Below are 13,963 nucleotides of genomic sequence, written 5' to 3'. Positions count from 1 at the left end.
CGCTGCAGATCGGACGCGCGCGCGGCGACCGCCGCGACGAGGCCAGAGCCTGCTCTGCGGCCTGCTGGCCGGCCCGCAGGAGCACGGCGGCCCGTCCGGAGTCGCCGCTCTGCACGGCCTGCTGGGCGGCGGCGAGCTGGTCACGGGCGAAGCGGAGGCGGTCCTCGGCCTGGTCGGCGTCGTCGCTCACGTCGTCGATCGCGCTGGGCGCGTAACGGGTGGCCAGCTCCGCCAGCAGCGCGCGGGTCGGAGCGAGGCGCTCGCCGAGTTCGGCGACGCGGGTCGTGAGCGCAGCGGCCACCGCCGGCGCGTTCTTCTCGAGGTCGCGCAGCTCCTCGAACGCGCTCGCGCGCTCGTCGAGCGTCTGCTCGGCGTCGTCGCAGAGCTGCAGGATGCGCTGGTAGCCGCCTCGGCGCTCCTCATCGGTCTCGGGCTCGGCGTCGTCGAGCCGCTGCTGCAGGGTGAAGGCCTCGCCCAGCATCCGCTTGGCCGTGACGAGCGCCTCGCGGAACGGACCTGTGGTCTCGTCGCCGAACTGCGCCTGGGCGAAGCCCACCTCCTGCTCGCTGGTACGGACGGCGTCGTCGGCGTGCACGAGGGCCGAGCCGGCCCGGGTGGCGAGTTCGTCGAGGGAGGCCTCCGCCTCCTCCGCGGCGCGTCGCCGACGCGAGCGGCGTACGAGGAGCCAGATCACGACGCCGGCGACGGCGAGCCCGACGAGCACGACGAGCGCGATCAGGAGGCCGGAGCCGATCGTCGCGGCGGCGCTCGGCGCGTCGAGGCGCTGACCGATCCCGTCGGCCGCGGCGACGGCGGCTCCCGACCAGTCGCCGGCCACGAGGCGCGGCTCGATGTCGTCCGTCTGGAGCGACGACACTGTCCCTCGTCGAGGGCGACGCTGTCGGCGACCGACAGCTGGTACTGGCGTCCGTCCACAGCCACGGCGAGCAGGACGTCGTCGGTGCCCAGGCCGTTCAGCGTCGCCGTGCGCTCCGCCCACGCGGTGCGGTCCGCCGGATCGCTGAAGGTGTCGACGAAGGCGACGAACAGCTGCACGCCGTGCGCGTCGTAGAGCTCGCTCGCAGCCTGCTCGACCTCCGCGGTCTCGGCGGTGCTCAGAGCGCCCACGGTGTCGAGCACGGGCGAGGAGGAGAACGAGACGGGCGGCTCCGCCACGGCCGCGGTCGCCGGGACCAGCGCGAGCGCTGCGGCGGCCAGCAGGGCCACGAGCGTCGGCACGAGCCGGGACCTCGCGGGGTGGTGGGGTCTCGCCGGCATCGCGCACACTCCTTCGTCGTCGCCTCCCGAGTGTAGACAGCCCGGGCGCGTCGAGCGGGCCCGGGGCGGGCACGTGCCGAACCCGCAGAGCGGCCGGACACCGTCGAGCGGGATGGGAGAACGCCGGGAGGAGGAATGGTCGAGCACCGGCGACCGTTGCGATCGGGAGTGCGCGGCGTCTGCGCACGACGCTCCCTCCGAAGAAAGGCGATCCCGTGGATCCGTTCTCCCCCCTCACAGCCGGCGACCTCGACCTCCGCAACCGACTCGTGCTCGCGCCCATGACGCGCCTGCGCTCGGACGAGCAGGGCGTTCCAGGCCCGATCGTCGCCGAGTACTATGCGCAGCGCGCGAGCCTGGGTCTCTCATCAGCGAGGGAGTGTTCCCGAGCGCCGAGTCGAAGGGCTACCAGGGTCAGCCGGGCATCGTGACCCCGGAGCAGGCCGAGGGCTGGCGCGCTGTGGCCGACGCTGTGCACGCCGCCGGTGGGCGCATCGTCATGCAGATCATGAACGCGGGCCGCGTCTCGCACACCGCCATCACGGGCACCGAACGGATCGTCGCTCCGAGCGCGATCGCCATCGACGGACAGGTCCGCACGCCGGGCGGTATGCAGCCGTTCCCGGTTCCTCATGCCCTCACCACGCAGGAGCTCGCGACGATCCGCGACGAGTTCGTCGCGGCAGCGTGCCTCGCGGTCGACGCCGGGTTCGACGGTGTCGAGGTGCACTCCGCCAACGGCTACCTGCTGCACGAGTTCCTCTCGCCCGCCTCGAACGTGCGCACCGACGCTTACGGCGGATCGCCGGCCGCCCGTGCCTCGTTCCCGATCGAGGTGACCCGCGCGATCGCCGACGAGATCGGAGCCGGCCGCGTCGGGATCCGCGTCTCGCCCAGCCACAACATCCAGGACGTGCTCGAGACCGACGCGGACGATGTGCGCGCCACCTACGAGGCTCTCATCGACGGGCTCGCCCCTCTCGGGCTCGCCTACCTCAGCGTGCTGCACGCCGAGCCGGCGGGCGAGTTCGTGCAGGACCTCCGCTCCCGCTTCGGCGGCGTCCTCGTCGCCAACAGCGGCTTCGGCTCGCCGACCAGCCGCGAGGAGGCGACCTCGCTGATCGCGGACGGCCACGCCGACGCGGTCGCCGTCGGGCGTCCGGCCATCGCCAACCCCGACCTGGCCGAGCGCTGGCAGGGCGGCACCCCGAGAACGAGGTCGTGCAGGCGACGGTGTACGGCGGCGGGGCCGAGGGCTACACCGACTACGAGCGCCTCTCGGCCTAGGCGTTCGCCGGAGACGCGGAAGGCCCGCTCCCTCCATGGGGAGCGGGCCTTCCGCCGGGGGCCGGCTCAGTCCTCGCCGGCGCTTCTGAGCTCCGCCTCGATGTCCTCGGTCTGCTCGGACGAGAGTTCGACCTCATCGGGTTCCGCCGCCTCGCCGCGGCGGCCCTCGCCGAGGGCGCGGATCGAGGCGAGTTCGTCGCCGAGCGTCGGGTCGTCGCCGGGGCCGCTCACGATCCGGTCTCGATCTCCCCGGCCGAGACGGCCTCCGCGTACTTGCGGAGGTCGGGTCCGGGTTCGAAGTCGATGAAACGGTCCTTCAGCCGGGAGTTCAGCTCGGCGAAGACGTCCTCCCAGGGCTCGCCCCTGCTGCTCCCGGCGAGGTCGAGCACGGCCTCCCGGAGGACCCGGTCGGAGTCCTCGAGGATCTTGTCGCGGGCTTCGTCGTTCCAGCGGATCTCCTGTGCGTCCATGCTCCGACCGTAGGTGCGGTGGTGCGGCGACCGCAGGGACTTGCGGAGCAGCTGCGGGAGGCGTAGGCGGCAGTGCGACGAGGTCCTCCTGTCGGGTCGCCCCGCCTCCGACGGCGCCCCGGCGACCCGCGGAGTCGTAGGCTTCCCTCGATGCTGACCTTCACCGAGGACCTCGGCCTCCCCGTCCTCGCGCTGATGATCCTCGCCGCCTTCGCCGCCGGATGGATCGATGCAGTGGTGGGAGGCGGCGGCCTGCTCCAACTCCCCGCCCTCCTGCTCGTACCGGGGATCTCGCCGGTGCAGGCGCTGGCCACCAACAAGCTGGCCTCGGTGTTCGGCACGACCACCAGCGCTGTCACGTTCTTCCGACGCGCCAGGCCCGACCTCCGCACCGCGCTGCCGATGGCCGCGGTCGCCCTCGCCGGCAGTTACGGAGGCGCGACGCTCGCGGGTCTGCTCCCCGCCGCGGTCTTCAAGCCGATCATCGTCGTGGCCCTGATCGTCGTCGCCGTCGTGACGATCGCGCGCCCGGCGCTCGGGAGCGTCACCGTGCTCAAGCACGCGGGCCGTCGGCACCTCGTCACGGCCGCCGTGCTCGGACTCCTCATCGGCTTCTACGACGGACTGATCGGCCCCGGCACGGGGACCTTCCTGATCATCGCGCTGATCACCGCCCTCGGCTACGATTTCCTGCTCGCCAGCGCCAAGGCCAAGATCGTCAACGTCGCGACCAACATCGGCGCACTGCTCTACTTCATCCCCGGCGGCCACGTGATCTGGCTCCTGGGCCTGGTCATGGGTGTCGCCAATCTCGCCGGCGCGTACCTCGGCTCGCGGATGGCTGTCGCGCGGGGGAGTCGCTTCATCCGCGTCGCCTTCCTCGTGGTGGTCGGCGCGCTGATCCTCAAGGTCGGCGCCGACGTGTGGAACGAGAACCTGGCTCCGCTGCTGCGCTGACGCCGCCCGCGCGGGTTAATGCTGCCGAAACACCGGAGTAGCGGTGCTGCAACACCGGTGCAGTTGAGTGGTGCTCCCGCGTCGGCTCGCCCCGGGTCGGCCTCTCGCCTACGGAGTCCCATGACGTTCAGAGTCCTCCAGCATCCGGCCGCTCAGATCGGCATCGCGGCGATCGCCGGCGTCGTGTTCGGCCTCGTCGTCGGCGACTGGGCGGGCAACCTCGAGTTCCTCGGGCAGATCTTCATCCGGTTGATCCAGATGGCGATCGTGCCGCTGGTCATGGCGTCGGTCATCGTGGCCACCGGGTCGATGGGAGGCGCGGGCACGGGTCGTCTCGCCGTGCGGACGTTCGGCTGGATGATCGGCTTCTCTCTCGTCGCGGCCGTCGTCGCGGTCGCCCTCAGCCTCTCACTCCAGCCCGGAGCGGGCGCGACCTTCTCGGGCTCGCTCGATCCGTCGCTGGAGCAGTCGGCGTCGGAGGCGGCGGGCTGGCAGGACACGATCCTCGGGTTCTTCTCGACCAACATCGTCGCCTCGATGTCGACCGCCACGATGGTGCCGATCATCGTCTTCTCGCTGCTGTTCGGCATCGCGCTGAACGTCTACGTCTCGTCGACCGGCAACACCCTGGTGCTCAAGGGCCTCGAGCAGCTGCAGGAGGTGCTGCTCGTGCTGATCCGCCTCGTGATGCGGATCGCTCCGCTCGGAGTCTTCGCGCTGCTCGCCGTGCTCGCCGGTCAGGTCGGCGTCGCGGTGGTCACCACCGCTCTCGCGTACCTCGGGACGACCCTGCTCGGAGTCGTGCTGCTCACCGTGGTGTTCGTGGCTGTGGTCAGCCTGCGCACGCGACTCGATCCGCGTCGCCTCCCGCGCAAGCTCGCCGAGCAGACCCTCATCGCGATCACGACGACGAGTTCGGCGGTCACCTACCCGACGGTGCTGCGCGACACGGTCGAGAAGGTGGGGGTGAGCCGTCGGGTGGCGAACTTCACTCTGTCGATCGGTCTGACGATGGGCTCCTACGGTGCCGTCCTCAATTACACGATCGTCGTCTTCTTCCTCGCTCAGGCCGGAGGCGTCGCCCTCTCGCCCGCGCAGGTCCTGCTCGGGATGGGGCTGGCGATCCTGCTGAACATGGGCACGATCACGGTGCCGGGCGGCTTCCCGGTCGTCGCGCTCTTCCTGGCGGGGACCCTCGGTCTGCCGATCCAGGCCGTCGGCCTGCTGATCGCGGTCGACTGGTTCACCGGCATCTTCCGCACGTTCCTGAACGTCAACGGCGACACATTCGTGGCCATGCTCGTGGCGCACGCCGACGGCGAGATCGACCGCGAGGTCTACTCCGGGGCCCGCACGAGCACCGGGACGATCGACGCCCGCAGCTCCTCCTGACCCCGCCGACGGAACGACGTCGGGCGGCCCCCGTACGAGGACCGCCCGACGTCGTCAGAGGGCAGGATCAGCCGAACGGGATCGAGCCGACGACGACTCCCACCGCCAGCATCACCAGCGAGACGATCACCGCGCGCCAGAGTACCTTGCGGTGGTGGTCGCCGAGGTTCACCGCAGCGAGGGAGACGAGCAGCAGGATCGCGGGAACCAGCGGACTCTGCAGGTGCACGGGCTGCCCGGTGATGGAGGCGCGGGCCATCTCGACCGGCGAGATGCCGTAGTTGGCCGCGCTCTCGGAGAGCACGGGGAGGATCCCGTAGTAGAAGGCGTCGTTGGACATGAAGAACGTCATCGGGATGCTCAGCACGCCCGTGATCACCGCGAGGAACGGGCCGAGGGTCGGCGGGATGACCGCGACGACCCACTCCGCCATCGCGTCGACCATGCCGGTGCCGTTGAGCACGCCGATGAGCACGCCCGCGGCGAGCACCATCGACACGACGCCGACGATGCTCGGCGCGTGCTTGACGATCTCGGAGCCTGGTCCTTCATCGTCGGGAAGTTGATCAGCAGCGCGATCGCGGAGCCGACCATGAAGACGAACGGCAGCGGCAGGACGTCGGCGACCAGCAGCGTCATCACCGCGAGGGTGAGCACGAGGTTGACCCAGATCAGCTTCGGACGCAGCGTCTCGCGCTCGGGGTCGAGCATCGTGTCGGCCATTGCAGTGTCGGCGTCGTCGGCCTGCACTCGGGCGGCGACCGCCACCTGGGCTCCGCGCAGGGACTGCGGGCCGCGGAGGAACGAGAAGCGCTCGCGGGCGACGGTGCGGATGCCTCCGGTGAGGGCGGCGAAGCCGCCGGTGCGCGGCGCCCTCACCGGCGCGCCGACGAGCTCGGGCTCGAGCATCGGCTCGGCCAGTGCGAGCGAGCCGAGGCGGCGGCGCTCACCGAGGCCCAGGAACCAGGCGAAGACGAGGGTGACGGCCAGGCCGACCGCGAGGGACGGCAGCATCGGCACGAAGATGTCGCTCGGCGAGACCTGGAGGGCGGCAGCGGCGCGGACGGTCGGGCCTCCCCACGGCACGATGTTCAGGGTCCCGTTCGCGAGGCCCGCGACGCAGGTGAGCACGACGGGGTTCATCCCGAGCCGGAGGTAGATCGGCAGCATCGCCGCGGTGGTGACGATGAAGGTGGTCGAGCCGTCGCCGTCGAGCGAGACAGCGCCGGCGAGCAGGGCCGTGCCGAGCACGACCTTCGCCGGGTCGTCGCCGAGTGCGCGGACGATGAAGCGGATCAGCGGATCGAAGAGCCCGACGTCGATCATGATGCCGAAGTACATGATCGCGAACATCAGCAGGGCCGCCGTCGGTGCGAGGCTGCCGATCGCCTCCAGGACCATGTCGCCGATGCCGAGGCCGGCTCCGGCGAAGAGGCCGAAGATCGTCGGGACGACGATCAGAGCGACCATCGGCGTGAGCCGCTTGGTCATGATCAGGGCCATGAAGGCCAAGATCATCGTGAATCCGAGTACTACCAACACAGCTGACTCCTTCGTCCGGTGCCTCCGCCCGGGCGCGGCGAGAGTCCGGCCGGGGGTCCTGGAAACCCTAGGGAGCCGCGCGCTCGGCGCCCGGGTATCGCTCATTACGACGACATCTGCGCATAGTGTGGGTTCTGCGCATTCTGCGCACGACGACGGCGAGGAGAGGCGATGCGCTTCGCGACCCACGTGCTGGTCCTCCAGCTCGCGACCGTCTCGGCCGCCGTGCTGGTGTGCGCCGGACTGGTCACAGCGCTGAGCGTCCAGCAGCTGCGCGGCGAGGCCGAGAAGACGGCGCTCGCCATCGCGCGCACCGTCGCCGAGGACCCGGACGTGCGCGACGCCGTCACCGCCTCCTCCACCGAGCCCGGCCCGCCCACGGTCGACGAACTGCGCAGGGGCCCGCTGGAGGACGTGGCCGCCGCAGTCGAGCAGCGCACGGGCGCGCTCTTCGTCGTGATCACCGACGACCAGGGGATCCGCCTCGCGCACCCCGAGGAGGACCGGCTCGGCGAGCGCGTGTCGACGAGTCCCGACGAGGCGCTGGCCGGCCGAGAGAGCGTCTCATGGGGCACCGGCACGCTCGGCGCGTCGGCGCGGGCCAAGGTTCCGGTGTTCGCCGACGGAGAGGAGCGGGTCGTCGGCGAGGTCAGCATCGGCTTCGCGCGCTCCAGCGTTTTCACTGATCTGCCGACCGCGCTGCTGGGCGTGCTCGCCGCAGCGCTCGCGGGCCTCGTGCTCGCCGCGGTCGCGTCCGTCTTCATCCGCCGGCGCCTCCTGCGGCTGACGCTCGGCCTCGCCCCGGAGGAGTTGACCGCCCTCGTGCAGGATCAGGCGGCCGTGCTCGACGGCGTCGACGAAGGAGTGCTCGCGCTCGACCGCGACGGCCGCGTGGGGGTCTGCAACGCCCGCGCCGCCGCGATCCTCGGCTCGGACGATCCGACCGGGCGTGCGCTGCACGGCCTCCCGCTCGCCGAGCTCGCCCTGCCCACCCCGCTGGCCGACGCGATCGGAGCGGCATTGCACGCGCAGGAGCCGCCGCGCGTCGCGGGCGAGGAGGGCTTCGTCGTGCGCTCTCGCATCGTGTACGTCGACATCCGGAGAGTCACCCGCGGCGACCGCGACCTGGGCGTGGTCGTGGTGCTGCGCGACCGCACCGACCTCGCCGCGCTCAGCCGGCGCCTCGATGCGGTCGGCGCCATGACCAATGCCCTCCGCGTGCAGCGCCACGAGTTCGCGAACCGCCTCCACGTGGTCGCCGGACTCCTCGACGCCGGGCGCACGGAGTCGGCCCGCGACTACCTCGGCGAGGTGCTGACCCGAGGACCGCTGAAGTATCCGGTGCAGCACGCCGACCGCCTGCAGGAGCCCTACCTCCAGGCGCTCGTCGGCGCGAAGGGCATCGAGGCCGCCGAGCGCGGGGTGCTCCTGACGCTCGGCGAGGAGACGCTGGTGCGCGGCACGGTCGTCGAGCCAGAGGATGTCGCCACGGTCGTCGGTAACCTGGTCGACAATGCCGTGCGCGCGGCCGTCGAGGGCCGGCGCGACGTGCGCTTCGTCGAGGTCGAACTGCTCGACGACGGCGACGCTCTCTTCGTGACGGTCGCCGACTCGGGAGACGGCGTCGCCGATCCGGAGTCGCTCTTCGATCGCGGCACCGGGGTAGACCCGGCCGAGGACGACGGCCGCGTGCACGGACGCGGATTCGGACTGCCGCTCTGTCGCGAGGTCGCGGCACGCCGCGGGGGCGAGGTCTGGCTGGCCGACCCCGGCGGAGCGGAGTCGGGAGCCGTGCTCTGCGCGCGCCTCCCCGGAGCGGTGCGGCCTCCCGATCACGACGGCGACGAACGATGAGCGCGGACACGGCGCGGGAGCGCACGGTGCTGGTGGTCGACGACGACTTCCGTGTCGCGCAATTGCACGCGGATCTTGTGGAGGCCCGGCAGGGTCTGACCGCGCTCGCTCCGGTGCACACGGCCCGAGCAGCGCGAGCGGCCGTCGCCGAGCACTCGCCCGACCTGCTCCTGCTCGACGTGCACCTGCCGGACCAGAGCGGCATCTCGCTGCTGCGCGAGCTCGACACCGATGCGTTCGTCGTGAGTGCCGCCTCCGATGGGGCGACGGTGCGGCGGGCCCTGCACGCCGGCGCCCTCGGCTACCTGATCAAGCCGTTCGAGGCGCGGCTGCTCGGCGAGCGGCTCGACGCCTACGTCCGCTTCCGCAATGTGCTCCGCGATGACCGTGCGGCCGATCAGGAGGCGGTGGAGCGGGCGCTGCGGATCCTGCACTCGGGCGACGCCGCGGCCGCCCAGCCGTCGCGCTCGGCGACCGAGCAGCTGGTCCTGGCGCGTCTGGCCGAGTCGGGAGTAGAGCTCTCGGCCCTCGAGGTCGCCGAGCGGGCCGGTATCTCTCGCGCCACCGCTCAGCGCTACCTCTCGGGTCTCGCCGGGCGCGGCCTCGTCGAGATGACCCTCAGCTACGGCTCCACGGGTCGCCCGGAGCACCGGTACCGCGCTCGCTGACGTCATAACGAAGGCTGGGACCCGCGTTCCGGGCCCTGCGGCCCTGGAACGGCGTCCCAGCCTTCGTTGTGCAGACGGTTCAGTGCGTGGCGTCCACGTCGGCGTCCGTGGCCTCGGCCACGCGGCGGCGCTCAGCGGCCTCGGCGGCCATGCGGCGGCCCTTCGGGCTGACGAGGGAGGCGATCACCGTCACGACCAGGACGCCCACGATGACGGTCAGCGAGAGTCCGGTGCCGATCTCGAAGACCTCCACGTGCTCGCCGTTGTTGATGAACGGCAGGTTGTTCTCGTGGAGCGCGTGCAGGATCAGCTTCACGCCGATGAAGGCGAGGATCGCGGCCAGGCCGATGCTGAGGTAGACGAGGCGGTCGAGCAGCCCGTCGATCAGGAAGTAGAGCTGACGCAGGCCCAGCAGCGAGAACGCGGTCGCCGTGAAGACGAGGAAGACGTCGCTGGTCAGGCCGAAGATCGCCGGAACGCTGTCGAGCGCGAACAGGATGTCCGTTCCGCCGATCGCCGCCATGACCAGGATCATCGGCGTGAGGACCTTCTTGCCGTCGATGTGCGTGTAGAACTTGTCGCCGTCGTACTGGTCGCTGGTCTTGAAGATCCGCTTGGCCAGGCGCACCATCACGTTGTCGCTCGAATGGTCGTCTCCCGGCTTCACCAGGTTGAAGGCGGTGAGCAGCAGGATCAGGCCGAAGATGTAGAAGACCCAGGCGAACGAGTTGATCAGCGCGGCGCCGAGGAAGATGAAGCCCGTGCGGGCGATCAGCGCGAAGACGATGCCGAAGAGCAGCACCTTCTGCTGGTCGGCGCGCGGGACCTTGAAGCTCGCCATGATGATCAGGAACACGAAGAGGTTGTCGACCGAGAGCGCCTTCTCGGTGATGTAGCCGGCGAAGTACTCGGAGCCCGGGGTCGGTCCGCCGAAGACGAGGACGCCGAGCCCGAACAGCACGGCGATGCCGACGTAGAGCGCCGACCAGAGCGCCGACTCCTTCAGAGTGGGCTCGTGCGCCTTGCGGACGTGGAAGAAGAAGTCGAAGAGCAGGAGCAGGACGATGAAGACGATCGTCAGCGTCCAGATCAGGGGCGACACGGTCATGAAGGGGCAGGCCTCGTTCGAGAAGGGGATGGGGACGGTCGCGGGGTCTCGCTCGTCTGTAAAACGGTAGCGATCCCGGACCCGGCGCAGGATGTCTCCCGCGCGATCGTGAGTATCCTCTCAGTTCGCGGCGCCGGTGGGGCGCCGAGCGGCCGCTGGGCCACACTGGAGCCCATGCCCGGCACCGCTGTCGACAGGACCTTCGAGGATGCGCACGGCATCACGATCCACTACCGCTGGTGGCCGCATCCGAGACCCCGGGCGATCGTGCAGATCGCGCACGGAGTCGGCGAGCACTCGGGACGCTACGTCGAGCTCGCCGAGGCACTCGTCGCGGCGGGCTACGCGGTCGCTGCCGACGATCACCGCGGCCACGGGCGGACCGGGCTCGAGCAGCACGGCGGCGACCCCTCACGACTGGGGCTGCTCGGCCCGGGCGGCCTGCGCGCGACGGAGGCGGCGATCCGCCGGCTGACGTGCGAGGTCGCCGCCGAGAGCGCGGGCGTGCCGATCGTGCTGCTCGGCCACTCCTGGGGCTCGCTGATGGCGCAGCGGATCGTCGACCGGCACTCGACCGATTACGCAGCGCTCGTGCTGAGCGGCACGGCCTACCGCCTCCCGGGCTACATGAACGCGGGCGACCTCGCCCGGCGGCACCGCGTGCCCGGCGGGCTGGGCCTCGAGTGGCTCTCGCGCGACGAGGACGTGTGGCAGCGGTTCCACGACGACCCCCTCACCTTCACCACGCCGCTCGCGAAGCGGATCGGACCGGTCGAGACCCTGCGGCTACTGGGGCGTCCTGCTCGCCGCGGCGCGCCCGCGCTGCCGCTGCTGCTGCTGGTCGGCACCGACGACACGCTCGGCGGGGAGCGCTCGGTGCGCGCTCTCGCCCACGCCTACCGCCGGCGCGCCGGCTACACCGACGTCTCGGTGCGGGTGTACCCGGAGGCGCGGCACGAGCTGTTCCAGGAGCTCAACCGCGCCGACGTCACCGCTGATCTGGTGGAGTGGCTGGACGAGCGGTTCGCGGGCCCTGCTCGCGCCTAGGCTGGCGTCATGCATGGCGAGTACAAGGTCCCCGGCGGAAAGCTCGTGGTCGTCGACCTCGACGTGGTCGACGGGAGGTTCGCGGGCTTCCGGCTCGCGGGCGACTTCTTCCTCGAGCCCGACACGGCGCTCGCCGACATCGACCGGGCTGTCGTCGGGCTGCCGGTCGAGACCGACGCGAAGTCGATCGCCGCGGCGATCCGGCAGGCGCTGCCGAGCGATGCGGTGCTCCTGGGCTTCACTCCCGAGGCCGTGGCGGTCGCGATCCGCCGTTCACTGCAGAAGGCGACGAGCTGGCGCGATTACGACTGGCGGATCGTCCACGACCGGGCCGTGTCCCCGGCCATGCACCTCGCCCTCGACGAGGTGCTCACGGCCGCCGTCGGCGAGGGCCGCCGCGAGCCGACGTTGCGGATCTGGGAGTGGGACCGGCCGGCCGTCGTCATCGGCAGCTTCCAGTCGCTGCGCAACGAGGTCGACCTCGACAACGCCCAGAAGTACGGCATCGAGGTGGTCCGACGCGTCTCGGGCGGAGGCGCGATGTTCATGGAGGCGGGGAGCGTCGTCACCTACTCACTCTCCGTGCCCGGCGACCTGGTGCAGGGCCTGACCTTCGCCGACTCCTACGCCTTCCTCGACGAGTGGGCCGTCAGCGCCCTCCAGTCGCTCGGGATCGACGCCGTCTACCAGCCGCTGAACGACATCACCTCGCCCTCGGGGAAGATCGGCGGAGCCGCGCAGAAGCGCCTCGGCTCGGGTGCGGTCCTGCACCACGTGACGATGAGCTACGACATCGACGCCGAGAAGATGGTGCAGGTGCTGCGGATCGGGCGGGAGAAGCTCTCCGACAAGGGCATCGCCTCCGCGGTGAAGCGTGTGGATCCGCTGCGCAGCCAGACCGGGCTGAGCCGCGCCGAGATCATCGAGCGGATGACGGCGACGTTCGTGCAGCTGCACGGGGGCGAGGCGGGGTCTCTGAGCGACGAGGAGTACGCAGCGGCCGAGGAGCTGGTGCGCACGAAGTACTCGACTCCGGAGTGGCTGCGGCGCGTGCCCTGAGCCCGACCGGGTTCAGCTCGCGAGGAGCTCCTGGTAGTCGGGGTGGCCGGCGATGAAGTCGGCGACGAACGGGCAGGCGGGGACGATCCTCGAGCCGAACCGCTCGTGCGCGTCGTCCAGGGCCGCCTCGACCAGGGTCGCGCCCAGGCCGGCGTCGCGGTGCTCCGGCGCGATCTCGGTGTGCAGGAACACGATGTCGCCGGCGCGGACGGCGTAGTCGGCGATCCCGACGTTCTCGCCGTCGACCCACAGCGTGTACCGGGAACCGTCCGCGTCGTGACGCACCTCTGAGACCATCGCGCCACTCTACGCGGGGGTCTCCTGGGTGCCGCCTGGAGCCCCCCGCGACTCGCCGACGTGTCGCCGGGTCCGCTCGCACTGGCACAATCGACGGGTGCCCAGGACGATCCAGATCGCGGACGGCGTCCCGGAGACACGGAGCGCGGTGTTCCACGCCGACAACCTCGAGGTCCTGCCGCATCTGCCCGACGGGGCCTTCACGGTCGTCTACCTCGATCCGCCCTTCAACACCGGGCGGGCGCAGGTGCGCACCTCGACCACATCGGTGCGCTCGACGACCGGCACGATCGCGGGCTTCAAGGGCCGCAGCTACGAGCGGATCCGCGGGGATCTGCTCCGCTACGACGACCGCTTCGAGGACTACTGGTCGTTCCTCGAGCCGCGCCTGGCCGAGGCGTGGCGGCTGCTCGCCGACGACGGCACCCTCTACCTGCACCTCGACTACCGCGAGGCGCACTACGCCAAAGTGCTGCTCGATGCGCTCTTCGGCCGCGAGTGCTTCCTGAACGAGATCATCTGGGCCTACGACTACGGAGCGAAGGCCACCCGCCGCTGGCCGACCAAGCACGACACGATCCTCGTCTACGTGAAGGATCCGCGCGGCTACCACTTCGACTCCGCGGCGGTCGACCGGGAGCCGTACATGGCACCCGGCCTGGTCACTCCCGAGAAGGCGGAGCGCGGCAAGCGGCCGACGGATGTGTGGTGGCACACGATCGTGTCGCCGACCGGCCGCGAGAAGACCGGCTATCCGACGCAGAAGCCGGAGGGGATCCTCCGCCGCATGGTGCAGGCGTCGAGCCGCGAGGGCGACGCCGTGCTCGACTTCTTCGCCGGCTCGGGCACGACCGGAGCGGTCGCGCACGCGCTGGGCCGCCGCTTCGTGCTCGTCGACGAGCACGCCGATGCCGTCGCGGTGATGCGGCGCCGCTTCGCCGCGCTCGACCCGGCGCCGCTCTTCCTCTGAGGCGGGCCGGCCTCGACCTTGGCTCCGCCCCGCC

At 71.1% G+C, this 13,963-nt stretch carries 12 protein-coding genes and 3 pseudogenes; 8 read left to right on the top strand and 7 right to left on the bottom strand.

What is annotated here, in order from left to right; translation table 11 throughout:
• Positions 1 to 838: pseudogene (locus ACH61_RS10695) on the bottom strand (TPM domain-containing protein); the annotation flags it as partial.
• On the bottom strand, positions 736 to 1,278 hold the full coding sequence (locus ACH61_RS10690; protein WP_068211951.1) for a TPM domain-containing protein: 543 nt from the start codon (positions 1,276 to 1,278) through the stop codon (positions 736 to 738). The pseudogene ACH61_RS10695 and the gene ACH61_RS10690, both read right to left, overlap by 103 nt.
• Before the next feature lie 215 nt (positions 1,279 to 1,493).
• Between ACH61_RS10690 and ACH61_RS10685 the strand changes: the two are divergent.
• Positions 1,494 to 2,565 (top strand): annotated as a pseudogene (locus ACH61_RS10685) (alkene reductase).
• A 66-nt stretch (positions 2,566 to 2,631) separates the two neighbouring features.
• Here the strand turns inward: ACH61_RS10685 and ACH61_RS17425 are convergent.
• Together ACH61_RS17425 and ACH61_RS10680 are read right to left on the bottom strand one after the other, a co-directional pair.
• A complete protein-coding gene (locus tag ACH61_RS17425) occupies positions 2,632 to 2,796 on the bottom strand; it encodes a hypothetical protein (protein ID WP_158286129.1) in 165 nt (54 codons plus the stop codon).
• Positions 2,793 to 3,035, bottom strand: a complete 243-nt coding sequence (locus tag ACH61_RS10680; protein ID WP_068211949.1) for a hypothetical protein — start codon at positions 3,033 to 3,035, stop codon at positions 2,793 to 2,795. Before ACH61_RS10680 ends, ACH61_RS17425 begins: the two co-directional genes overlap by 4 nt.
• A 150-nt stretch (positions 3,036 to 3,185) precedes the next feature.
• Here ACH61_RS10680 and ACH61_RS10675 point away from each other — a divergent pair, with 150 nt between their 5' ends.
• Both ACH61_RS10675 and ACH61_RS10670 read left to right on the top strand, forming a co-directional pair.
• The gene (locus ACH61_RS10675; RefSeq protein ID WP_068211947.1) at positions 3,186 to 3,992 is read left to right on the top strand and encodes a TSUP family transporter; all 807 of its coding nucleotides are present in this window, start codon (positions 3,186 to 3,188) and stop codon (positions 3,990 to 3,992) included.
• A gap of 120 nt (positions 3,993 to 4,112) precedes the next feature.
• The gene (locus ACH61_RS10670) at positions 4,113 to 5,384 is read left to right on the top strand and encodes a dicarboxylate/amino acid:cation symporter (RefSeq protein ID WP_068211946.1); all 1,272 of its coding nucleotides are present in this window, start codon (positions 4,113 to 4,115) and stop codon (positions 5,382 to 5,384) included.
• A gap of 67 nt (positions 5,385 to 5,451) precedes the next feature.
• On the opposite strand, the pseudogene ACH61_RS10665 reads toward ACH61_RS10670, so the two are convergent.
• A pseudogene (locus tag ACH61_RS10665) lies at positions 5,452 to 6,902 on the bottom strand (CitMHS family transporter).
• Positions 6,903 to 7,097: 195 nt separating this feature from the next.
• On the opposite strand from ACH61_RS10665, the gene ACH61_RS10660 reads away from it, so the two are divergent.
• On the top strand, positions 7,098 to 8,780 hold the full coding sequence (locus ACH61_RS10660; protein ID WP_068211944.1) for a sensor histidine kinase: 1,683 nt from the start codon (positions 7,098 to 7,100) through the stop codon (positions 8,778 to 8,780).
• The gene (locus ACH61_RS10655) at positions 8,777 to 9,448 is read left to right on the top strand and encodes a response regulator (RefSeq protein WP_068211942.1); all 672 of its coding nucleotides are present in this window, start codon (positions 8,777 to 8,779) and stop codon (positions 9,446 to 9,448) included. Before ACH61_RS10660 ends, ACH61_RS10655 begins: the two co-directional genes overlap by 4 nt.
• A 79-nt stretch (positions 9,449 to 9,527) precedes the next feature.
• Here the strand turns inward: ACH61_RS10655 and ACH61_RS10650 are convergent, their stop codons facing one another.
• Complete coding sequence (locus ACH61_RS10650; RefSeq protein ID WP_082845202.1) at positions 9,528 to 10,556, bottom strand: TerC/Alx family metal homeostasis membrane protein; 1,029 nt, start codon at positions 10,554 to 10,556, stop codon at positions 9,528 to 9,530.
• A gap of 174 nt (positions 10,557 to 10,730) precedes the next feature.
• On the opposite strand from ACH61_RS10650, the gene ACH61_RS10645 reads away from it, so the two are divergent.
• Positions 10,731 to 11,603: an alpha/beta fold hydrolase gene (locus ACH61_RS10645; protein ID WP_068211941.1), complete on the top strand. Its 873-nt coding sequence runs from the start codon at positions 10,731 to 10,733 to the stop codon at positions 11,601 to 11,603.
• 9 nt (positions 11,604 to 11,612) lie between these two features.
• Positions 11,613 to 12,662, top strand: a complete 1,050-nt coding sequence (locus ACH61_RS10640) for a lipoate--protein ligase family protein (protein WP_068211939.1) — start codon at positions 11,613 to 11,615, stop codon at positions 12,660 to 12,662.
• 12 nt (positions 12,663 to 12,674) lie between these two features.
• Here the strand turns inward: ACH61_RS10640 and ACH61_RS10635 are convergent, their stop codons facing one another.
• Positions 12,675 to 12,959 (bottom strand): GNAT family N-acetyltransferase, encoded by a 285-nt coding sequence (locus ACH61_RS10635; protein ID WP_068211937.1) that lies wholly within the window; start codon positions 12,957 to 12,959, stop codon positions 12,675 to 12,677.
• Between the two features lie 97 nt (positions 12,960 to 13,056).
• Here ACH61_RS10635 and ACH61_RS10630 point away from each other — a divergent pair, with 97 nt between their 5' ends.
• Positions 13,057 to 13,929 carry a DNA-methyltransferase gene (locus ACH61_RS10630; RefSeq protein ID WP_132505512.1) on the top strand — a complete coding sequence of 291 codons (873 nt, stop codon included), beginning with the start codon at positions 13,057 to 13,059 and terminating at the stop codon, positions 13,927 to 13,929.
• Positions 13,930 to 13,963 lie beyond the last annotated feature (34 nt).

The organism is Rathayibacter tanaceti (genome assembly GCF_001634385.1).
GTDB lineage: Bacteria > Actinomycetota > Actinomycetes > Actinomycetales > Microbacteriaceae > Rathayibacter > Rathayibacter tanaceti.
The sequence above is the reverse complement of the archived record's forward strand: the minus strand, read 5'-3'. Positions and strand labels throughout refer to the sequence as shown.

Bases quoted from the DNA above. Each gene is read 5' to 3' on its own strand.
- ACH61_RS10690 (WP_068211951.1), bottom strand. From the start codon at position 1,278: ATGCCGGCGAGACCCCACCACCCCGCGAGGTCCCGGCTCGTGCCGACG.
- ACH61_RS10680 (WP_068211949.1), bottom strand. From the start codon at position 3,035: ATGGACGCACAGGAGATCCGCTGGAACGACGAAGCCCGCGACAAGATC.
- ACH61_RS10675 (WP_068211947.1), top strand. From the start codon at position 3,186: ATGCTGACCTTCACCGAGGACCTCGGCCTCCCCGTCCTCGCGCTGATG.
- ACH61_RS10670 (WP_068211946.1), top strand. From the start codon at position 4,113: ATGACGTTCAGAGTCCTCCAGCATCCGGCCGCTCAGATCGGCATCGCG.
- ACH61_RS10660 (WP_068211944.1), top strand. From the start codon at position 7,098: ATGCGCTTCGCGACCCACGTGCTGGTCCTCCAGCTCGCGACCGTCTCG.
- ACH61_RS10655 (WP_068211942.1), top strand. From the start codon at position 8,777: ATGAGCGCGGACACGGCGCGGGAGCGCACGGTGCTGGTGGTCGACGAC.
- ACH61_RS10650 (WP_082845202.1), bottom strand. From the start codon at position 10,556: ATGACCGTGTCGCCCCTGATCTGGACGCTGACGATCGTCTTCATCGTC.
- ACH61_RS10645 (WP_068211941.1), top strand. From the start codon at position 10,731: ATGCCCGGCACCGCTGTCGACAGGACCTTCGAGGATGCGCACGGCATC.
- ACH61_RS10640 (WP_068211939.1), top strand. From the start codon at position 11,613: ATGCATGGCGAGTACAAGGTCCCCGGCGGAAAGCTCGTGGTCGTCGAC.
- ACH61_RS10635 (WP_068211937.1), bottom strand. From the start codon at position 12,959: ATGGTCTCAGAGGTGCGTCACGACGCGGACGGTTCCCGGTACACGCTG.